Below are 19,470 nucleotides of genomic sequence, written 5' to 3'. Positions count from 1 at the left end.
CTCTGCTTCAGCTCAGGGGGAGCCCCTCCGGCAGCGGGACGCGGCGGCCCTCGATCACGCGGGTTTCCAGCGAAAGCCGCGCGAGCCGGACGTATTCGTCCTCTCGTTCTTTTCTTTGGGAAAGGGTTTCTTTCTCCCGCTGTTCGAACTGATCCCCGAACCGGCGTAGGTCGTCCGGTCCGAGGGGAGTGTAACCGCAGACCGCGTAGCCGACGCCGAACGGCCCTTCATAAGAGAGAAACTCCGGCGCCACGGCCAGCCCGTCGAACGCTCCGGCCAGAACCTGAAACGAGGGCAGACCGCACTGCGCGGCAGCTTCGCAGAATTCCGGGTCAAACGCCAGAAAGCGCATGAAGTCCCCTTCTTTCATCGCCTGAGTCAGTTCGCGGTCAAACCGGGGACCCTCCGGAGCGAAGCCGTAGGGCCCGTCTTCCCTGAGGCGGTGGGAAAGGTCGCCGCTCGCGACCAGTACGACCCTGCGCCCCAGCGTTTCCGCCGCGCGCGCGATGCATTGGCCGAACCGGTAATGGGCGAGCGCGCCCAGGCCGGAAACGGAGCACCGGACCAGTTCAAAATCGCGGTAAGCGCGCGTGATGAAGGTGAGGGGAACCAGCGCCCCGTGGTCGACCGAACGCCGTTTTTCCCCAAAGGTTCCCGCGGGCAGGCTGCTTCGGGCAGCCTCGTCGGACAAAACGGACACAAATTCGGTGTCGCAGGAAAATTCCAGCGGCGCGTCCGCGGAGCCGAATTCGGAAAAGTCGCCCTTCGCCTTTGTTCCCGGAGCGATGTGCAGGTGGTCGGCGTAGGCGACGGCATGCGGCGAAAGAACCACAAGCGTTTCGGGCCTGAGACGCGCGATTTCTTCTGCAGCGCGGGCGCAGGATTCGGCGGTCTTCCGGATTCTGCGCTCTTCCCCTTTTCCGACGGAAGGAATGATGACCGGGGGATGAGGCAGGATGAAAGCTCCCGCAACAGCCATGAGATACACGTCCTTTCTTTTAGACCTAATTCGGACTATGATTGTAATGTAGGGCGGAAAAGTGAAACCGTTCAGACGCCATCGATATATATATATTATATCTGTTTCTCTGCGTGAAATTTCATTTCGTTCACAATTTCTGTCGCTCTGCATAAAAAACAGCGGAAAAAGATTGATTATTTTTTCACTTAGAGGTAAAATAAAGAAAATATGAACGGCAAAAATTGCCGGCCGGTTCGAGGTGAAAAAATGGCAACGGAAATCATTCATGCGATTAAAAAGGCGGAATCCGACGCGCAGAGCGCGGAAGAGCAGGCTGCTGCCGAATGCGACAGGATTTTGAAGGCCGCGGGCGAACAAGCCGCGCGGAACGCCGAAGCGCAGCTGGCGAAAGCAAAACAGGAGGCGCAGGCGCTTCTTGACGATGCGAAGCGCGCGGGCGAAGAGACTGAAAACGGAGCGCAGTCCGGAATTGCTTCCCAGATAGAATCAATGCGCCGGACGGCGCTGACCCGGCAGGACGACGCGATTCGGCTGATCCTGTCCGAACTGGTCTGACGCCTGCCGATACCGGCCGCAAGGAGGGAATATCCAATTGGCAGTGATACAAATGAAACGCGTGACGCTCTGCGCGCTCAGAAAGAACCGCAAGCAGGTTCTGGAAGACCTTCAGCGCCGCGGCGTTGTTGAAATCAGCGACACCGACATCAAAGACGGAGTATTTCAGAAATCCGACCTCTCGGATTCCCGAGCCGTGTTCGCAAAGAACGTCTCTGCGGCGCGGCGCGCGCTTGAAATTTTGAACCGCGTCGTTCCGCAGAACCGGTCCATGCTGTCGGCGCTGGAAGGGAAAAAGCAGCTTTCCGCGCGGCAGTACGAGGAATTCGCGCAGCGGCACGACGAGACGGTCCGCGCCGCGGAACGCCTTGAGGCGCTGGACAGGTCGATCGCGGAAAGCCGGTCGGAAATAGTCCGCACGGAACTGGAGCGCGAGGCGCTGTCCCCCTGGATGGAGACGGACGTTCCGCTGGATTTCGCGGGGACAAAGACGACCGCCGCTTTCATCGGGTCTTTGCCGGGCGCCATGACGCGGGAGGAGCTTTCCGTCCGGGTGGCGCAGGCCGCCCCGCAGGCCGGGCCTTTTACCGCGGAGGTTGTGGGCGCTGCGCAGGATCAGACCTGCTTTTTTCTTCTCTGCGAAAAGAAGGACAGGGAAGCGTACGCCGCCGCGCTGAACGCGCTGGGGTTTGCGCGCCCCGCGGTCCAGTCGGACAGGCCGCCCAAACAGCAGGCCGGGGCGTTACAGGCCGCGGCGGAGGAGCACAGGAAAGCCATTGAACGCGGCGAAGCGGAAATTAAAAGTCTGGCCGACCGAAGAAGCGATCTGGAGCTGCTGGCGGATTATGATACCATTCGCTCCGACAAGTACGAGGTGATCGGGCGTCTCGCCCAGTCAAAACGCACGTTTCTGCTGACCGGCTTTGTCCCGGCGAAAAAGGCCGCGGGTTTGGAAGCGGCTCTGACCGGCAAATATGACCTCGCGATCGATTTTTCCGATCCGGATGAAAAAGAGGACGTACCTGTTCTTCTGAAGAACAACGCGTTTACAACTCCGGTTGAGGACGTTGTGGAGTCGTTCAGCCTTCCGGGAAAGGGAGAAATCGACCCGACCGCAATCATGGCGCCGTTTTACTATTTTCTTTACGGCATGATGCTGGGCGACGCGGCATATGGAATCATCATGACGCTGGTCACCTTTCTCCTGATGAAGAAATTCCCGCGCATGAGTCCCACCATGCATAAGATGCTGAATATGTTCTTTTACTGCGGAATTTCCACGACCTTCTGGGGCGTGATGTTCGGCAGCTATTTCGGGGACGTGGTCGACGTCGTCGGCAGCACGTTCTTTCATACAAGCGTTTCGTTACCGGCGCTGTGGTTTGCGCCGCTGAACCAGCCGATGCGCCTTCTGGTTTTCTGCCTTCTGGTCGGCGTGATCCACCTGTTCACGGGGCTTGGCGCCGGATTGTACGAGGCCGTTCATGCGGGGCGCTACCGGGACGCCCTGTACGACGTCGTCTTCTGGTACCTTCTGGTCGGCGGACTGATTATCATGCTGCTTTCCAGCAGCATGATCCGCAGTATGTTCGGCCTTTCGTTTGTCATCCCGTCGCCCGTGGCGACAGGTGCCGGGATTGTTGCCGCGCTTGCCGCGGCCGGAATCATCCTGACGGGCGGACGGGAGTCGAAAAATCCCGTCAAAAGGATTATGAAGGGGCTTTACGCCCTGTATAACGTCACGGGGTATTTGAGCGATATGCTCTCTTATTCCCGCCTGCTTGCCCTAGGCCTTGCGACGGGAGTCATCGCCAGCGTGGTCAACAAGATGGCGGCCATGGCGGGCGGCGGCGCGGTCGGCGCGATTGTCTTTATCCTGATTTTCATCGTCGGGCATACGCTCAATATCGCCATCAACATGCTGGGCGCCTATGTGCACACCAACCGTCTTCAGTATGTGGAATTCTTCGGCAAGTTTTATTCGGGCGGCGGGCGGAAGTTCAATCCATTTTCCGCAAGCGCTCATACTCAATATTATCAATTCAAGGAGGAAAATGAATCATGAACTTCTTTAACAGTCTTGGGCTTCCCCTCGCGCTTCTGGGCGCCGCGCTCGCGGCGCTTCTCCCCGGTATCGGCTCGGCAATCGGCGTTGGCAAAACAGGTCAGGCGGCGGCGGGCGTGGTGGCGGAGGACCCGTCCCAGTTCGGTAAGGTTCTGGTCCTTCAGCTTCTGCCCGGCACGCAGGGAATTTACGGCTTGCTGATCGCGTTCATCGCTCTTTCCCAGATGGGCATTCTCGGCGGCGGCGCCGCGGCCATCTCCGGCGCGAAGGGACTCTTGTACCTTGCGGCCTGCCTGCCGATGGCGCTTGTGGGTTACTACTCCGCCATCAATCAGGGCAACGCGGCCGTCGCAAGCATCGGGCTGGAGGCAAAACGCCCGGACCAGTTCGGCAAGGCCATGATTTTCCCGGCGATGGTGGAAACCTATGCGATTCTGGCGCTTCTGGTCTCCATTCTGGCCATTTCCGGCGTCGGCGGACTGAATGTTTAACGTTAGGAGAACTTGTCAATGACAGGGTTAGATAAAATCATACAGGATATCGTGTCCGAATCCGATTCGGCGGTGAACGCGCAGCTGGAAAAGGCGCGCGCGCAGGCGGAGGAAATCCGCTTAAAAGTCGAACGGGAAGCGGCCGAACAGTGCGCCGCCGCCGGCAGGCGCGCCGAACAGGAAGCAGCCATGATCCGGGAGCGGGCCGAGTCCGCGGCCGCCCTGCGGACTCGCAAGGCGGTTCTGGGCGCAAAGCAGCAGCTGATTGCGGAAATTATCGACAAGGCGAAGCAGTCTCTGTATGCCCTGCCCGAAGACGAATATTTTAAGCTCATCCTGAAAATGGCGGTGAAATACGCGCCCCCGCGCGCGGGGGAAATTCTCTTTTCCCCCGCGGACCGGAAAAGACTTCCCGCGGACTTTGAAAAGGCCCTGAACGAGGCGGTCGGGGAAAAAGGCGCGTCGCTCAGGGTCTCCGGGCAGACGAGAAGCATCGACGGCGGGTTTGTGCTGTCCTACGGCGGAATCGAGGAAAACTGCTCGTTTTCCGCCCTGTTTGACGCCCGCCGCGACGAGCTGCAGGACAAAGTGAACCGGCTCGTGTTTGCGGGAGGTTGAAAATGGCCGAAAAACAGGATCAGGATTATGTATACGCGGTCGCACGCATCCGTTCCAGGGAGCTTTCCCTTTTCAGCCAGCAGACGCTGGAACAGCTGATGGCCTGCAAAACCTATGAAGACTGCCTGCGTGTCCTTTCCGACAAGGGCTGGGACGTTTCTTCCGGCAGCGCCGAGGAAATTCTTGCGGCGGAGCGGGAAAAGACGTGGAGTCTGATGCGCGAGCTGGTCGGCGACCTTTCCGTCTTTGACGTGTTCCTTTACGCAAACGACTACCACAACCTGAAAGCGGCGGTCAAGGAAGTCTGCATGGATGCGAAAACGCCGAAAATTTATTTTGAGAACGGCACCCTGAATTCCGAACTGATTTTGAAAGCGATCAAGGATCAGGACTTTACGCTGCTGCCCGAGCGGATGCGCGGCGCCGCCGAGGAAGCCTGTAAAGCGCTTCTTCAGAATCACGACGGCCAGCTATGCGACGTGATCATCGACCGCGCCGCGTTAGAGGCGGTGTTGGAAGCGGGGCGCGTTTCCGACAACGAGGTGCTGCGGCAATACGCCGAGCTGACCGTTGCGTCCGCCGATATCCGGATCGCGGTCCGTTCGGTTCGCACAGGCAAAACACTCGAGTTTTTGGAACGCGCCCTTGCGCCGTGCTCCACTCTGGATGTGAAAAAGCTGGCGCGCGCGGCGGCGTCCGGTCTGGACGCCGCCCTGGAATATTTGGCGCTGACCCCCTACGCCGGCGCCGTTTCCGCCGTAAGGGAATCGGTTTCGGCGTTTGAACGCTGGTGCGACAATCTGCTGATGGAGCAGATTCGCCCGCAAAAACACAATCCGTTTACCATCGCGCCGGTCGCCGCTTATCTTCTGGCGCGTGAAAATGAGATCAAAACGGTCAGGATCATTTTGTCCGGCAAGCTGAACCGGCTTTCGGATGAGTCCGTCCGGGAAAGGCTGAGGGAGACGTATGTATAAAATCGCCGTACTCGGCGACCGCGACAGTATCTACGGATTCGCCTCGCTGGGATTGGAGGTCCGGCCGGTCCGCGACCTTTCCGAAGCCGCTGCGGAGCTCAGGCGCCTGGCGGAACAGGATTACGCCGTCATTTATGTGACGGAAGCCGTGTTTGAGGGGATTCCCTCGGAAATCGAACGGTATGAGTCACAGCAGTTACCGGCCGTAATCCCGATTCCGGGCGTTTCCGGAAATACCGGAATCGGAATGCGCAATGTGAAAAAGACGGTGGAGCAGGCGGTCGGCTCCGATATTATCTTCAACAGCGAAAACGAAAGAAGCAGGTGAGAAGGAAAATGAGCAAAGGCACGATCAAAAAGGTTGCCGGGCCTCTGGTCATCGCGGACGGGATGCGCGACGCGAACATGTTCGACGTGGTGCGCGTCAGCGAACAGCGTCTGATCGGTGAGATTATAGAAATGCACGGGGAACAGGCGTCCGTTCAGGTCTATGAAGAAACCTCCGGCCTGAAACCGGGCGAACCGGTGGAATCCACCGGCGCTCCGCTGAGCGTGGAGCTCGGCCCGGGCCTGATCAGCAGTATCTACGACGGAATCCAGCGCCCGCTGGAGGAAATCATGAAAATGACCGGAAACAGCCTCCACCGCGGCGTGGAAATTCCGGCGCTGAAACGCGACGTGAAATGGCATTTTGTCCCGAAGGTTTCCGCCGGCGCGGAAGTAACCGGCGGGGACGTACTCGGCACCGTGCAGGAAACGGAAATCGTGGAACACCGCGTTCTGGTTCCGAACGGGATGACCGGCACCGTCGTGTCGGTCACGGAGGGCGATTTCACCGTGGAACAGCCCGTGGCGAAAATCAAAACGGCGGACGGCGCGCAGCAGGATGTCACGCTGATGCAGAAATGGCCCGTGCGCGTCGGCCGTCCCTATAAAACCAAGCTGTCGCCCGATATGCCGCTCATTACCGGCCAGCGCATCATCGACACCATGTTCCCGATCGCGCGCGGAGGCACCGCGGCGGTTCCCGGACCGTTCGGAAGCGGCAAGACCGTCGTGCAGCACCAGCTGGCAAAGTGGGCCGACGCGGATATCGTCGTCTATATCGGCTGCGGCGAGCGCGGCAACGAAATGACGGACGTTCTGAACGAATTTCCGGAACTGAAAGACCCGAAAACAGGCTACTCACTGATGAAGCGCACCGTGCTGATCGCCAACACCTCCGATATGCCGGTTGCCGCGCGTGAAGCTTCGATTTACACGGGGATCACCATCGCGGAGTATTTTCGCGACATGGGCTATTCCGTCGCTCTGATGGCGGACTCCACCTCCCGCTGGGCGGAAGCCCTCCGCGAGATGTCCGGACGTCTGGAGGAAATGCCAGGTGAAGAGGGCTACCCGGCGTACCTCGGCAGCCGTCTGGCGCAGTTCTACGAACGCGCGGGGCGCGTCGTGACTCTCGGCAAAGAAGACCGCGAGGGGTCGCTTTCCGTCATCGGAGCGGTTTCTCCCCCGGGCGGCGACATTTCGGAGCCTGTTTCGCAGGCGACGCTGCGCATCGTGAAAGTGTTCTGGAGCCTTGACTCCGCGCTGGCTTACGCACGGCATTTCCCGGCCATTAACTGGCTGACAAGCTATTCGCTCTACACCGATTCGCTGGGAAAATGGTTTAATGAAAATGTTCATGAGGACTGGATGGATCTGCGGGCGAGGGTTATGCTTCTGCTTCACGATGAATCCGAACTGGATGAAATTGTCAAGCTGGTCGGCATGGACGCGCTCTCCGCGCCGGACCGCCTGAAGCTGGAGGCCGCGCGGAGCGTCCGCGAGGACTTTTTGCAGCAGAACGCTTTCAATGAAGTGGATATGTTCACGCCGCTGGAAAAGCAGTACCTGACGATGAAGCTGGTCCTGCGTTTTTACGACGATACGGTCGAAGCCCTGAAACAGGGGGCGCCCGCGGACGAACTTGTGAAGCTGGCGGTCCGTGAACGGATCGGACGATTTAAGTATATTCCGGCGGATCAGGTCGCCAAGGAATTTGATGCGATCACAACGGAGCTCGCAAAAGAAATTGAAGAGCTGCTCAGCCGAAAGGAGGACTTCTGATGCCGAAGGAATATAAAACCATTCAGGAGGTCGCGGGTCCTCTGATGCTGGTGCGCGGCGTGGAAGACGTCGCCTACAACGAGCTTGGCGAAATCGAGCTTGCGAACGGCGAGAAACGCCGCTGCAAGGTGCTGGAAATCGACGGCGGCAACGCGCTGGTACAGCTGTTTGAAAGCTCCACCGGAATCAACCTGGACAACAGCAAGGTGCGCTTTCTGGGCCGCAGCATGGAGCTCGGTGTTTCGGAGGATATGCTCAGCCGCATTTTCGACGGCCTTGGGCATCCGATTGACGGCGGGCCGGAGATTTTGCCGGAAAAACGCCTCGATATCAACGGCCTGCCGATGAATCCGGCGGCGCGCAACTACCCGCAGGAATTCATTCAGACCGGCGTTTCCGCAATCGACGGGCTGAACACGCTGGTGCGCGGGCAGAAGCTGCCGATCTTTTCCGCCAGCGGCCTGCCGCACGCGAATCTGGCGGCGCAGATTGCCAAGCAGGCGAAGGTTATCGGGACGGAAGAGCCGTTTGCCGTGGTGTTCGCCGCCATCGGCATCACCTATGAGGAATCGAACTACTTTATCCAGAGCTTCCGCGAGACCGGCGCCATCGACCGCACCGTCGTGTTCGTCAACCTGGCGAACGACCCGGCTGTCGAGCGTATCGCTACGCCGCGCATGGCCCTGACCGCCGCGGAGTATCTCGCGTTCGACAAGAACATGCACGTGCTTGTCATCCTGACGGACATCACGAATTACGCCGACGCGCTGCGTGAAATCTCCGCCGCGCGAAAGGAAGTTCCGGGCCGCCGCGGATATCCGGGCTATATGTACACGGACCTCGCGTCCCTGTACGAACGCGCCGGCAGGCAGAAGGGGAAGAGCGGCAGCATTACGCTGATTCCGATTCTCTCCATGCCCGAAGACGATAAGACCCACCCGATCCCCGACCTGACCGGATATATTACGGAAGGCCAGATCATTCTGAGCCGCGAGCTTTACCGCAAGGGAATCGCGCCGCCGATCGACGTTTTGCCGTCTCTGTCCCGTCTGAAGGATAAGGGCATCGGCAAGGGCAAAACCCGCGCCGACCACGCGGACACAATGAACCAGCTGTTTGCCGCCTATGCCCGCGGCAAGGACGCGAAAGAGCTGATGGTCGTTCTCGGCGAAGCGGCTCTGACGGAGATCGACAAGCTTTACGCAAAGTTTTCCGACGAGTTTGAAAAGCAGTACGTTTCGCAGGGCTACGACAGCAACCGCGGCATTGAAGAAACGCTGGACCTTGGCTGGAAGCTGCTTTCCATCCTGCCGCGCGGCGAACTCAAACGAATTAAGGATCAGTATCTGGATGAATATTACGGCAAGTTTTAGGAAGGGGGCGACGGTATGGCCGCCACACATGTGAATCCGACCCGTATGGAGCTGACCCGTTTAAAGAAAAAGCTGGTCACGGCGATGCGCGGGCATAAGCTCCTCAAGGATAAGCGCGACGAACTGATGCGGCAGTATCTGGACCTGGTTCGCCTGAACCGTTCCCTGCGTGAAAAGGTCGAGGAGGGAATCCGCTTTGCCAACCGGAATTTTGTCCTGGCCCGCGCGGGCATGCCGGACGAGGAGGTCAACGTTGCCCTGATGGCCCCGAAGCAGGAGGTTACGCTGCAGGTTTCCGACCGAAATGTCATGAGCGTGGAGGTCCCGGTCTTTGAGTATCAGACCAGAACCTCCGACCCGAACGACATCTACTCCTACGGCTTTGCTTTCACCTCCGGCGATCTGGACGACGCGGTGAAATCCCTCGCCGACCTGATGCCGGATATGCTCAGACTTGCGGAAGTGGAGAAGTCCTGCCGCCTGATGGCCGCCGAGATCGAAAAGACCCGCCGCCGCGTCAACGCGCTGGAACACATCATGATTCCCGATTTGCAGGAGAACATCAAGTATATCACAATGAAACTCGACGAAAACGAGCGTTCCACGCAGATTCGCCTGATGAAGGTCAAGGACATGATGCTGGAGCAGGCCCACCACTACAAAGAGAGGGCCGAAGAGGCTTTCGCCGGTTAGGGTTTAACAAAACGAGCGGTTTTGACCTGCTTTTTACCAAGAAGAGCTTAGCACGAAATAGAACAGGGCGGTACTGACCGGGAACATCCGGGAAGTACCGCCTTATTTGCTGAGCGCAGTGTAAATGGAGAGGGTCAGGTTTACGGCTCAGGGAAGTCCGTCACCGCAGGGTCTCCGATGTGGATAGTGATCAAATGCGGCTGTCCATTCGTCAGAGCAAAGGTAAAAAGATCGGTTTGCCGTACTCTCTCAAAGCTGCTTTACAGTTTTGCGGGAATATTGGAAAGCATAGAGGCCAAACCACCGAAGGGTATCTCTCTCAATCGCGCCGGTAGGGAATGTATTTCTAGCCGCGCTATTCAAGACGCTTTAAGGTCAGATGGAATTTCAGCAATACCTCCACATGGGCAAGACGTGATTTAAGGCAATTGTATAATTTTATCTGCAAACTCTCCAAAGGTTTTATTATGGGAGGAAAAAATAATAGTACAGCCCCTATTTTGTTCCTGCAAAAATAAGTCTTTTATTATGCTTTGTGTTGTCTCATCCAGCGCGCTTGTTGGCTCATCCGCCAAGATGACAGCCGGTTTGGTAATAACCGCTCTTGCAATGGCAACTCTCTGGCGCTCTCCCGCAGATAACTCAGTGGGTCTGTTTGTCAGTAAGGATTTTATTCCCAGCTTTTCAGACAAGATTTCGATTTCCTTTTCAATTTCTTCTTTTCCAGCTTTCCCGATCAGCGGCAAAGCAATATTATAAAAAGCACTTTTAAAATTGAGCAATGCGAATGACTGGGGAACGATCCCTAAGTAGGTGCGGCGGTAATTCGCTAATTCCGACAAGGATTTCGTCAATTTCTTATGATTCACAAGGATATCACCGCTGTCCGGAAGATCTAATCCACCAATTAAATTCAACAAGGTTGTTTTTCCGCTTCCGCTGCGGCCGTACAAGCCGACAATGCTGCTCTGTTGTATGGATAAGGAGAAATTTGAAAAAACAACTTTTCCCCCGTACTTTTTCACCAGGTTTTTCATTTCAATCATTCTGCTCGCCCTCCACCAGGTATTTTTTTAAGTCGACATGTTGCATTTTAAAATAAATATAGACGGACAACAAGACGATTAACAAGCCTGAAGACAGCAGAATCCCGCCGGCAGACATCAAACTTTTTGAAAGAGCCAGAATGATCAGAATGGTAAAAAAGGTCGAAGCCAAAATACAGGCAGTCATTTCCAGCATCAGCGAAAAGCTGATTTTTTGATAGGACATAAACAGAGAATAAATGGTGTAATCCACTAAATGAGCTTTTATCTGCCGGTTAATCAGCAAAATGAATGTTCCCATGCAGACAAAGAATACCAGCCATTTTCCAACGCTCAGCGCGCGGTACATTTGATTTGTTGATATTTGGGCCAGTCCATCTTTGGTCACCTTATATTTTTGGTATTCGGGTAAACCGTTGGAACTGCTGATGCGGTTCAGTTCCTCCGCAATCTCTTTAGCCGTAACGGAGGAGTCATATTCCAGTAAGCAGCTTGTTTTGTTTGAATAGTGCAGCGTCCGGAAAAAAGCATCGTCTTGATTTTTCGGAGAATCCGTGATATTGAACATCGGGAGAATCACATCCCGATCCAAATAGGAAGCAGGTCCATATCCATTTTGTTTTATATAGGAATCCTCCTTTAAAAAGCCCACCACTTCAAAGTTGAACAGGCTGAATAGATAGAGTGCTTTAAATTGATCCCCTACTTTGTAGGTTTCGGCAAACTCATGCCCAAGGAGTACCGGCACCGTATCTCCGAAATGAAGATTGTAGTCGCTTTCCTGAAATCCTCTTCCTCTATCTGTCTGCAAAGAGAACTTGCTAAAACAATTCAGGCTTAGCTGTGTGCTTTTGATTGAGGTGCTTGCATAGGTTTTCCCATTGTATTGATAAACGCTTTTTTCTCCCTGAAAATGACCCTCTTCATAACCGTCACCAAATTTATCCGGTCCGCTGTAATGAACCCATTCGATAAACTGATCGTACATTTCATACATGGAAAACAATTTCGATTCTTTCATTTGCCGATAAGTGTGGATCAGCGGAACGGCCTGATCGGCTGTAAACTTCCCTGAATAATCAATTAACATCATTTGCTTTTGCTTATTCGGCAGATTTGCATGATAGAATCCATAAAAATTATGTTCATAAACAGACATGAAATATATGCTGGCAAACAAAAGTGTATTGATTACAATGAGAATTAAAAAATTACTTTTATTCCTTTGAAAGTCATTTTTGACGCATTCTCTCATTCTTTTTCCTCCAACGAACAAAAATGATTCCAAGCGCAAGCCCGCAAAGCACCAGATAACCGATCAATAAAATAATCAAAAAAATAACCAGTGGCACAAATTTTAATAACTGGCAAATTCTTTCCGATGCAAGAAACAATAGTCCTGTTCCTGCTAAGAAAATAAAAAAGCAAAATCCTCCGTGATAAAGGAATAGTTTCTGATTAAAACTTTGGATTTCTTTTCTGAGAAAGCCTAAAATATAAAAAGTTTGAATTGTGGAATAAAAATAAACATATTGCAAATATGCGGTATAAGCAGCCATCGCCGCAATGAATAACGCGATTACCATTGTTAAGACAGAATTAAAATCGTTATATTTATAAGCCCTGTTAATATTGTTGATCTTTTCTGAAATAATATTGATTTTATAATGTGCCCTTAATTCTTTTATTGCCGAAGTTACGGCTTGTCCGGAAACCGAATCCAATAAGAACAGCGTATTTCCTTTATGATTACGGATGTTTTCCTTGTTTTTAAAGATGTATCCGTTTAATGAGTAATTATCTTTATAACCCATAACACCGATTACGGTGTATTCCGTACCGAAGAGCTTGATCTTTTTCTCTCCGTTTTTCATGTAGACTTGGGACAAACAGTTTTTTCCGACGACGGCTTTCGGAACGGAAGAGATAAAATCCTGCTCTGTAAAAAAACGTCCCTCTATGATATGAGGAACCAAAGAATCGGAATAAGTGAGTAATGATCTTATGGAATTATTTTCTAAAGAAACGTCGTAAAGCGCCACATGGTCAAGATCGCCGCTTTTTTCTACTGCTTCAATAAAACTTTTTTCTGTCATGCCCTTCACTTGGAATTTGACTGCATTTGCTGTTTTGAAATCAGCGCTAAGAATATTCACCTCGGAAGTATAAGATAAATAAATGAAAAGGAAGCACGACAATACAAAGATAAAAAAAGTGACTGCAAAATGAACGGTTTTTACTCTCATTTTATCCCTCTGATAATGGACTTGATTTTATGGAACAAGGAATGGAGAAAAATTCTCCATTCCTTGTTCCTTTATTTAAAAATTAGGTTCCCCAATAAACTGCAGGATAAATTAAGGGATTATCATTCCAGGTTTCCAGGCTGACTGTAGCATAAGCATGAATTTCTCCTGTCCCCCAAACTCGTTTGCTTGATGCTAAAACTACGCCACCGTTTTCCCACCTGGTAGTTGTATAGTGACGAATCTGGGTTCCCGATGAATTTCTAACGTCAGTATACCCATCTGCAGTAACAGTCTCATTACCGTAATCAAAACTATCTGTGACATCTGAAGCTGCGCAGTAATCTCCTGAGGCTCTGAGCTTCGGGTTACCTTCTTGTACAAGAACATATTTTTGGCCGGATGTAGATACCTTGTTTTGTACATCAGATGCAATTCCCTGGGGTTGCGCATCTTTTACTGAATTCTTGTCCAATGCGAATGCCGGGGTGGTCATCGCCGTAAATGCTATGACAGCAGTAAACAATGCGATAATTTTTTTCAAATTAATCTACCTCTTTCCTTAATAATTTATGCGGATGCTTGTAAGCAAAATGTAGGGTAACTCGACCGAGGGATTTTCACCCCATTAACAGCCCATGGGTCTCACTCCTCTCAATTTTTTATTTCAAACACGCTATACGCTGCATATTTGAAGCCTGTGCAGTTCTTATCCGAATAATTATGTATTTGGAACTCATAAGTGTACCCGCCAGTAATAGCATATACTAACCGGTCAAAAAAATGATTCACAGGTCGTGTTGAGGCCTGTCCGTTTTCCAAGTGGTATTTTATTAATTCTATGTAAATCCCCTAACCGCAATAGTCCCTATCAGAGACGCTGATATATTCTACTGTTGACCTGCTTTAAAAGGGCAGTCGCGGTGATTTTAGAAGTGCCGTTTTAACTTAACCCCTTTGTTTTCTAAATTTTTCCTTCTACTTATATACCGATTGAGACCCCCGTTTTGTTACAATTTTTTTTCGAAATTTTCATTTTTTCTTCATGCTTTCCGCTATCTTTACGAACTGGTCGGAAGAAATTTCGGAGCTTAGCAAAAAGCTACTGGAAAGGTTTTCTGAAATCAAATAAGATTTGTCTACCGAAGTATTTGCAACAAAAAGGGATGCTTTTTCTCTCTGAATTTCAACCTCTTTGCGAATAGTGTGTTCCGCATCTACCGCAATGGTTCCTTCCTACGCTAAAGGAATCTGATTCAAAAAACTTTATTCCATAATTATTCTGGTATTCCGTCTCGTTTTTTGAGCCAGCTGTAATCGTTTGTATCTCGAAAAACCCTTTCGGAAGATATGTGGGTTTTATGACGGAGTTGCTGGATGTGGATGAAGCTATATTTGAAGAAGCATTCTTATCCTGATAATGGATGTCTACATGGTCTGATTTCCAATTTAAAAGCGTATTAAAAATAGCATTCCGAAATGCTTCCACACTAAGTAGACTCTCTACAGAAATTGGTATAATAACGGCCAGAATTATAACAATTCTCTTAGAAATTTTTCTGATACGCAACAGGATTATTGGTAATAGGCCCTTATAAGCATCTTCTCAATCTTCGTTTTGGTAGTCTGAGATAATTCATAATCATTCTCTAAGTCCTTTTCAATCGGCAGTTCATAAAATTTTCTTCTACTGCCGTCTTGAGCATCAGTTTAAAAATCTGATTGTTCATTTTGCTTTTCCTTCAATGCCTGCAATAAAGCTACTTTGGCCCGGTGAAGACGTACCCTTATATTTCCCTGTGAAATGTTAAGAAGTTCGGACATCTCCAGATCAGAATAGCCATAGACATATCTTAGCTTTAGAATATTTCTTGACTTTTCGCTTAGACCAGTCAAAGCGTTCAAAATTGTTTGGTAATTTTCTTCAGATGCAAGATTGTCATAAGGAAGATCTTCCGAGGGAGCAGGTATATCACATTCATCTATAGAAATATAATTCTGGCGCTTTTCCGCTTTTAGCATGTCATAGCAAATGTCCTTCACTAATATACCGATTAATCCCCTCGTTTTGTTACAATCCTCAAAGTTAAATTTTTGGAGTTTATCGATAATTTTTATAAAAGCTTGAGAAACAGCATCTTCTGCTTTACTTTTGTCCTTTAATATTTTCATTGCTATGTACATCATAATTCTGTAATTTTGAAGATACAGTTCTTCCACGGTACGTCGGTCATTGTCGTTTTGTATTGCCATTATGCAGAGCAGCATATATTTTCCCTCGTTTCATTCTTGCTTCGATTATAACATTTCAAGATATATAATTATTAACATTATTTTAAAATTGCTAAAAATAAAAATGTCAGGTGATTTTATCCAACCAAAAAGGAGAGGCCGGGAAACCATCGGAGGAAATAGCGTTTCGGGAAAACGATATCTCGGAAGAGCGCATCATACAGGCCGGAGTCGATGCCCTGATGGCGTATCTGTTTCTCTAATGTAATTCTACAATTCAACTGGAATTGCTGTAAGGAAACATAAAAAGCGAATTGATTCCGCTCTTCAAATCAAAAGGCCACCAAACTGAGCCGATTATTGGATCAGTCGGGGGCCTTGCCGCTGTATTCGGTAAATTTGGTACATATCAAAAAAATCCCCCTGTAAACTTAAATTTACAAGGGGGATTTACCGCTTACGACGCGGCATTTCTACGATCAGCGCGGATTCATCCGCCGAAAAGATGAACTGGGCCGGACGGATTATACCGGTTTCAGCAGCGGCGTGTCGCTCATGCAGCGCCGTATATCTTCTTCGGTCGGCATGGCGGAAAGCGTACCTTTCTTTGTGGCGCAAAGCGCGCCGGCTGCGTTCGCAAAGTCGGCCATTTTCGCCAATTCCTCAGGGAGAATTGCGGCGAGAGCGCCTTCGTACCGGCTGAGCTGACAGATCATCGCGCCGAAGAAGCAGTCACCGGCCCCCGTGGTGTCGGTGACTTTTGTGTCGTATGTGCTGAGGGAGCCGGAACCCTTCGCACAGCGATAATAGCATCCTTTCGGACCAAGCGTGACCACTACGATCTTAACTCCGCATTCGAGAAATTGTCTGCTCCCTGCGTCAACATCATCTTTGCCTGTGAGGAACGCCAATTCCTCTTCCGATACTTTGAGCACATCCGCGTACTGCAGTCCAAACAGCATGTTTTCTTTCGCCTGTTCATCATTCATCCAGAGAGCTGGGCGCCAGTTCGGATCGTAGGTGATGATCTTCCCTTTTTCGCGGGCGTATTCCAGTGCCGTTCTTGTGGCGCTCCTTGCCGGTTCGTCCGTCATCGAAAGGGAACCAAAGTGAAAGACCTTTGCGCTGTCGATCAGGCCGAAGTCGAGGTCTTCCGGGGCCAGAGTCGTGTCGGCGCCGGGCTTGCGATAAAAGCTGAAGCTTCGGTCACCGTGCTCGTTAAGCTGTACAAACGCAAGCGTCGTAGGAACGTTATGAGAAAAGCGGAGTCCGTGCCCGTCGATGCCGTGCTTGTCGAGTACATCCCGGAGAAAAAAACCGAATGGATCGCAGCCGACTTTGCCGATCAGCGCGCCTGTCCCGCCGAGCTTTGTCACAGCGGCAAGCACATTGGCCGGAGCGCCGCCCGGGTTCCTCTCAAAGAGGATGTTCCCGGTTTCCGAAGTCCCTGCGGGAGTAAAATCGATCAGAAGTTCGCCAAGTGCAACCACATCAAACACTTTGTATCCACCTCGAAAAAATTTGATTTCAGCACGATTTACGGCTTTTCACAAAAAGGTCTTCCCGCAGAGCGCGGGGCTGCGGCGATCACGCCAGAGAAAGTTTTTCCTGTGTTCCGTTTTCACCGGTATAGGTAATCTCAAACTGACGGGTTTTCAGGTCCGCGTGAAGCTGCGCGGAGTATTTCTCTTTTGTCCAGCGGATTGTCAGCCTGCTTTCCAAGCCCGAATCTTCTACGGAAACTTCGCCGCCAAACGCCGGGTAACTGTTCCGAAAGCGCATGATGGCGTACATCTTTTTGAGTATGGGCCGCTTGACCTCCCGACCAATCTCTTCCTTCGTATAATAATGTCGGTTGATGTTCCGGCCAACCTTTGTTTTTTCAAGAAATTCAATATCGTTTTTGCCGGCAAGGAGCCCTACATAGTAGACCTGAGGGATGCCCGGCGCGAAAAACTGAACCGCCCGCGCAAGCAGATAGGCGTCGTCGTTGTCGCCGAGGGCAGAGTAATAAGTGCAGTTCAGCTGGTAGACATCAAGGTTATTATACGCCACCGTATTATAAATTTTTTTGACGTTCGCGCCTTTTGAGAATAAAAAGTTGATGGTCTGGTCAATTTCTTCCTGGGTCATAAGGCCTTTGACATCCACAACGCCGATGCCGTCGTGCGTGTCAAGTGTCGTAAACTGCTTTCTCGGGCAGTTCCTGAGCCAGCTCAGCAAATTTTTATTTTTGCAGGTATAGATGGCATGAAGCAGCAGCATCGGCAGTGCAAAGTCATAAACCCAGTAGTCTTTCTCGGCCAGCTTCATCTGAATGGAGAAGTGTTCGTGGATTTCCGGCAGAATCTCAACATCCCGCTCCTTCACGGCGTCCCGGCAGAAGCCAAGCAGGTCGAATGTCTCCGGCTCCACAAAGAAGCAGTTCGTTCCACGTTTTTTCACCGCATACGCGAAAGCGTCCAGCCGGATGATCGACGCGCCCTTTTCCACCATATTTCGCATAGTCTTCCGCATGAAATCTCGGGTTGTCTTTGTGTTTACCGCAAGGTCGACCTGTTCTTCATCAAAGGTGCACCATATTTTTTCCGACGTCCCGTCGCGGAACGTAACGTCGATATACGGTGCACGCGGTTTGCGCTTATAGATCAGGTCGACATCCTTCCGAGTCGGCTCGCCGCCGGGCCAGAAATCCCGGTAACGGATAAACATGTCCTTGTAGGCCGACTGATCCTTTTTTTCGAGAAAATCCTGAAAATAGGCGGAGCTTCTGGAAATGTGATTAATCATAAAGTCAAACATCAGGTAATACCGGTTTGCAAGTGCTCGAATGTCGTTCCAGTCGCCGAAAGCGGGGTCGACGGCCTCATAGGTCGTCGGAGCAAAGCCGCGGTCCGCCGAAGACGGAAAAAACGGGAGGATATGCAGTCCGCCGATGATACCTCCGAAATGCTCATCCAGAACCTCGGACAATTCCTTCAGGTTTTTTCCCATGCTGTCCGGATACGTAATAAGCATGATTTGATTTCTGATAGCCATTACCCTTCTCGTCCCTCTCGTTTCCTGTGTTGATTTCCGCAGCAGCCGGTCAACCCCGGCCGGCTGCTCGTTCAAACGCCCGATTCAGGGCTGCAATATATTCCACCCGGCACCGCTCGCAAACCTCCGTGCGGTTCGCAATAAAGTCGAACCCGTGGAAGCACCCGGGGTACAGGTGAAGCTCCACCGAAACGCCGGCGCGGGCAAGTCTCGCGGCGTAGTCAATGGTTTCGTCACGGAACGGGTCCTGCTGCCCGACGCAGAGATAGGCAGGGGGCAGACCGGTCAGGTCTTCTGCGCGCGCGGGAGCTGCATAGGGCGGAACCTCGCCTGAAAAATCGCTGCCGAGGTACATCTTCCACGCGGTAATGTTGTTTTCCCGGTTCCATGCTTTCGGCATGGATTTCATGTTGATTTCATAGCAGGAAGGCGTGTCGTTCCGGTCGTCTACCATGGGGTAAAGCGGCATCTGGAACAAAACCGGCACTTCGCCGCGGTCGCGCGCCATCAGGGCAAGCGCTGCCGTCAGGCCTCCCCCGGCGCTCGGGCCGGCAATGGCGATTCTTGAACGGTCGATTTTCAGTTCGACGGCGTTGTCCGCTATCCATTTCAGACCCGCATAGGAGTCCTCGATTGCTGCCGGATAGACATGCTCCGGAGCAAGGCGGTAATCTGCCTGTAAAACGACACAGCGCGCTTCCAGTACAAAACGTTCGCAGATGCCGTCTTCATACTCCGGTTTCCCCAGAGCATAGCCGCCGCCGTGGCTCCACAGCAAAGCCGGGAGAGTTTCCTCCGTTCGGCTGACCGGCTCATAGATTCTCATGGTCAGCGGGCACTCGGGGCCGCGGATCGTGCGTGTAAAAATACGGACTTCCGCGGAGTGCTCCACCGGAGCGGGCGGAGCGGAACGGGCCGCCTCGACTCCCTCCAGCGCCATGTCTATGACGGGAGCGGCGTTCAGAATCGGCTGCAGTTCTTTCAATACAGTATCTTTCATTGAGGATGCTTCCTTATCAGTATTCTTTCAAAAACGGTGGCAGT

General features: G+C 51.9%; 20 protein-coding genes. 10 read left to right on the top strand and 10 right to left on the bottom strand.

Annotated elements, in window-relative coordinates; genetic code table 11:
* Window positions 1–7: 7 nt before the first annotated feature.
* The gene (locus tag HCR03_RS09030) at window positions 8–979 is read right to left on the bottom strand and encodes a class III extradiol dioxygenase subunit B-like domain-containing protein (protein ID WP_330601173.1); all 972 of its coding nucleotides are present in this window, start codon (window positions 977–979) and stop codon (window positions 8–10) included.
* Window positions 980–1,228: 249 nt separating this feature from the next.
* Here HCR03_RS09030 and HCR03_RS09025 point away from each other — a divergent pair, with 249 nt between their 5' ends.
* Genes HCR03_RS09025 through HCR03_RS08985 form a run of 9 tightly spaced genes read left to right on the top strand, consistent with a single transcriptional unit; the run spans window position 1,229 to window position 9,863 of the window.
* The gene (locus HCR03_RS09025; protein ID WP_187037790.1) at window positions 1,229–1,537 is read left to right on the top strand and encodes a hypothetical protein; all 309 of its coding nucleotides are present in this window, start codon (window positions 1,229–1,231) and stop codon (window positions 1,535–1,537) included.
* Between the two features lie 43 nt (window positions 1,538–1,580).
* A complete protein-coding gene (locus tag HCR03_RS09020; RefSeq protein WP_228725190.1) occupies window positions 1,581–3,602 on the top strand; it encodes a V-type ATP synthase subunit I in 2,022 nt (673 codons plus the stop codon).
* On the top strand, window positions 3,599–4,093 hold the full coding sequence (locus tag HCR03_RS09015; RefSeq protein ID WP_066642959.1) for a V-type ATP synthase subunit K: 495 nt from the start codon (window positions 3,599–3,601) through the stop codon (window positions 4,091–4,093). The genes HCR03_RS09020 and HCR03_RS09015 overlap by 4 nt, the downstream gene beginning before the upstream one ends.
* Window positions 4,094–4,111: 18 nt before the next feature.
* Complete coding sequence (locus HCR03_RS09010) at window positions 4,112–4,711, top strand: V-type ATP synthase subunit E (protein ID WP_187037788.1); 600 nt, start codon at window positions 4,112–4,114, stop codon at window positions 4,709–4,711.
* Between the two features lie 2 nt (window positions 4,712–4,713).
* Window positions 4,714–5,688, top strand: a complete 975-nt coding sequence (locus HCR03_RS09005) for a V-type ATPase subunit (protein ID WP_187037786.1) — start codon at window positions 4,714–4,716, stop codon at window positions 5,686–5,688.
* Window positions 5,681–6,016 (top strand): V-type ATP synthase subunit F, encoded by a 336-nt coding sequence (locus HCR03_RS09000; protein ID WP_066642965.1) that lies wholly within the window; start codon window positions 5,681–5,683, stop codon window positions 6,014–6,016. The genes HCR03_RS09005 and HCR03_RS09000 overlap by 8 nt, the downstream gene beginning before the upstream one ends.
* 8 nt (window positions 6,017–6,024) lie before the next feature.
* Entirely contained in the window at window positions 6,025–7,797 is a 1,773-nt protein-coding gene (locus HCR03_RS08995) for a V-type ATP synthase subunit A (protein ID WP_156989686.1), read from the top strand.
* Complete coding sequence (locus tag HCR03_RS08990; protein ID WP_066642969.1) at window positions 7,797–9,170, top strand: V-type ATP synthase subunit B; 1,374 nt, start codon at window positions 7,797–7,799, stop codon at window positions 9,168–9,170. The genes HCR03_RS08995 and HCR03_RS08990 overlap by 1 nt, the downstream gene beginning before the upstream one ends.
* Before the next feature lie 15 nt (window positions 9,171–9,185).
* Window positions 9,186–9,863, top strand: a complete 678-nt coding sequence (locus HCR03_RS08985; protein ID WP_066642971.1) for a V-type ATP synthase subunit D — start codon at window positions 9,186–9,188, stop codon at window positions 9,861–9,863.
* A 419-nt stretch (window positions 9,864–10,282) separates the two neighbouring features.
* Here the strand turns inward: HCR03_RS08985 and HCR03_RS08980 are convergent, their stop codons facing one another.
* From HCR03_RS08980 to HCR03_RS08955, 6 genes are all read right to left on the bottom strand, one after another.
* The gene (locus HCR03_RS08980) at window positions 10,283–10,909 is read right to left on the bottom strand and encodes an ABC transporter ATP-binding protein (RefSeq protein WP_187037784.1); all 627 of its coding nucleotides are present in this window, start codon (window positions 10,907–10,909) and stop codon (window positions 10,283–10,285) included.
* Window positions 10,902–12,002, bottom strand: a complete 1,101-nt coding sequence (locus tag HCR03_RS08975) for an ABC transporter permease (RefSeq protein ID WP_187037781.1) — start codon at window positions 12,000–12,002, stop codon at window positions 10,902–10,904. Before HCR03_RS08975 ends, HCR03_RS08980 begins: the two co-directional genes overlap by 8 nt.
* A 139-nt stretch (window positions 12,003–12,141) precedes the next feature.
* Complete coding sequence (locus tag HCR03_RS08970) at window positions 12,142–13,155, bottom strand: ABC transporter permease (protein ID WP_187037779.1); 1,014 nt, start codon at window positions 13,153–13,155, stop codon at window positions 12,142–12,144.
* 82 nt (window positions 13,156–13,237) lie between these two features.
* Window positions 13,238–13,699: a hypothetical protein gene (locus HCR03_RS08965; protein ID WP_187037777.1), complete on the bottom strand. Its 462-nt coding sequence runs from the start codon at window positions 13,697–13,699 to the stop codon at window positions 13,238–13,240.
* 488 nt (window positions 13,700–14,187) lie between these two features.
* Window positions 14,188–14,340 carry a hypothetical protein gene (locus HCR03_RS20540; RefSeq protein WP_407926863.1) on the bottom strand — a complete coding sequence of 51 codons (153 nt, stop codon included), beginning with the start codon at window positions 14,338–14,340 and terminating at the stop codon, window positions 14,188–14,190.
* A gap of 525 nt (window positions 14,341–14,865) precedes the next feature.
* Entirely contained in the window at window positions 14,866–15,423 is a 558-nt protein-coding gene (locus tag HCR03_RS08955) for an RNA polymerase sigma factor (RefSeq protein WP_187037775.1), read from the bottom strand.
* 95 nt (window positions 15,424–15,518) lie between these two features.
* Between HCR03_RS08955 and HCR03_RS20080 the strand changes: the two genes are divergently transcribed.
* A complete protein-coding gene (locus HCR03_RS20080; protein WP_267459227.1) occupies window positions 15,519–15,650 on the top strand; it encodes a hypothetical protein in 132 nt (43 codons plus the stop codon).
* A gap of 261 nt (window positions 15,651–15,911) precedes the next feature.
* Here HCR03_RS20080 and HCR03_RS08950 read toward each other — a convergent pair whose 3' ends face one another.
* From HCR03_RS08950 to HCR03_RS08940, 3 genes are all read right to left on the bottom strand, one after another.
* On the bottom strand, window positions 15,912–16,886 hold the full coding sequence (locus HCR03_RS08950) for a PfkB family carbohydrate kinase (protein ID WP_187037773.1): 975 nt from the start codon (window positions 16,884–16,886) through the stop codon (window positions 15,912–15,914).
* Window positions 16,887–16,974: 88 nt separating this feature from the next.
* A complete protein-coding gene (gtfA, locus tag HCR03_RS08945) occupies window positions 16,975–18,426 on the bottom strand; it encodes a sucrose phosphorylase (protein WP_187037771.1) in 1,452 nt (483 codons plus the stop codon).
* A gap of 49 nt (window positions 18,427–18,475) precedes the next feature.
* A complete protein-coding gene (locus tag HCR03_RS08940) occupies window positions 18,476–19,426 on the bottom strand; it encodes an alpha/beta hydrolase (RefSeq protein WP_066645010.1) in 951 nt (316 codons plus the stop codon).
* Window positions 19,427–19,470 lie beyond the last annotated feature (44 nt).

This window comes from Caproicibacter fermentans, from assembly GCF_014303955.1.
Classification (GTDB): domain Bacteria; phylum Bacillota; class Clostridia; order Oscillospirales; family Acutalibacteraceae; genus Caproicibacter; species Caproicibacter fermentans.
The sequence above is the reverse complement of the archived record's forward strand: the minus strand, read 5'-3'. Positions and strand labels throughout refer to the sequence as shown.

What these genes read in the sequence shown, in the direction of transcription:
- HCR03_RS09025 (WP_187037790.1), top strand. Translation starts at nt 1,229, where the DNA reads ATGGCAACGGAAATCATTCATGCGATTAAAAAGGCGGAATCCGACGCG.
- HCR03_RS08990 (WP_066642969.1), top strand. Translation starts at nt 7,797, where the DNA reads ATGCCGAAGGAATATAAAACCATTCAGGAGGTCGCGGGTCCTCTGATG.
- HCR03_RS09010 (WP_187037788.1), top strand. Translation starts at nt 4,112, where the DNA reads ATGACAGGGTTAGATAAAATCATACAGGATATCGTGTCCGAATCCGAT.
- HCR03_RS09015 (WP_066642959.1), top strand. Translation starts at nt 3,599, where the DNA reads ATGAACTTCTTTAACAGTCTTGGGCTTCCCCTCGCGCTTCTGGGCGCC.
- HCR03_RS09030 (WP_330601173.1), bottom strand. Translation starts at nt 979, where the DNA reads ATGGCTGTTGCGGGAGCTTTCATCCTGCCTCATCCCCCGGTCATCATT.
- HCR03_RS08955 (WP_187037775.1), bottom strand. Translation starts at nt 15,423, where the DNA reads ATGCTGCTCTGCATAATGGCAATACAAAACGACAATGACCGACGTACC.
- HCR03_RS08980 (WP_187037784.1), bottom strand. Translation starts at nt 10,909, where the DNA reads ATGATTGAAATGAAAAACCTGGTGAAAAAGTACGGGGGAAAAGTTGTT.
- HCR03_RS08985 (WP_066642971.1), top strand. Translation starts at nt 9,186, where the DNA reads ATGGCCGCCACACATGTGAATCCGACCCGTATGGAGCTGACCCGTTTA.
- HCR03_RS08970 (WP_187037779.1), bottom strand. Translation starts at nt 13,155, where the DNA reads ATGAGAGTAAAAACCGTTCATTTTGCAGTCACTTTTTTTATCTTTGTA.
- HCR03_RS08975 (WP_187037781.1), bottom strand. Translation starts at nt 12,002, where the DNA reads ATGATGTTAATTGATTATTCAGGGAAGTTTACAGCCGATCAGGCCGTT.
- HCR03_RS08940 (WP_066645010.1), bottom strand. Translation starts at nt 19,426, where the DNA reads ATGAAAGATACTGTATTGAAAGAACTGCAGCCGATTCTGAACGCCGCT.
- HCR03_RS08995 (WP_156989686.1), top strand. Translation starts at nt 6,025, where the DNA reads ATGAGCAAAGGCACGATCAAAAAGGTTGCCGGGCCTCTGGTCATCGCG.
- HCR03_RS09005 (WP_187037786.1), top strand. Translation starts at nt 4,714, where the DNA reads ATGGCCGAAAAACAGGATCAGGATTATGTATACGCGGTCGCACGCATC.
- HCR03_RS09000 (WP_066642965.1), top strand. Translation starts at nt 5,681, where the DNA reads ATGTATAAAATCGCCGTACTCGGCGACCGCGACAGTATCTACGGATTC.
- gtfA (WP_187037771.1), bottom strand. Translation starts at nt 18,426, where the DNA reads ATGGCTATCAGAAATCAAATCATGCTTATTACGTATCCGGACAGCATG.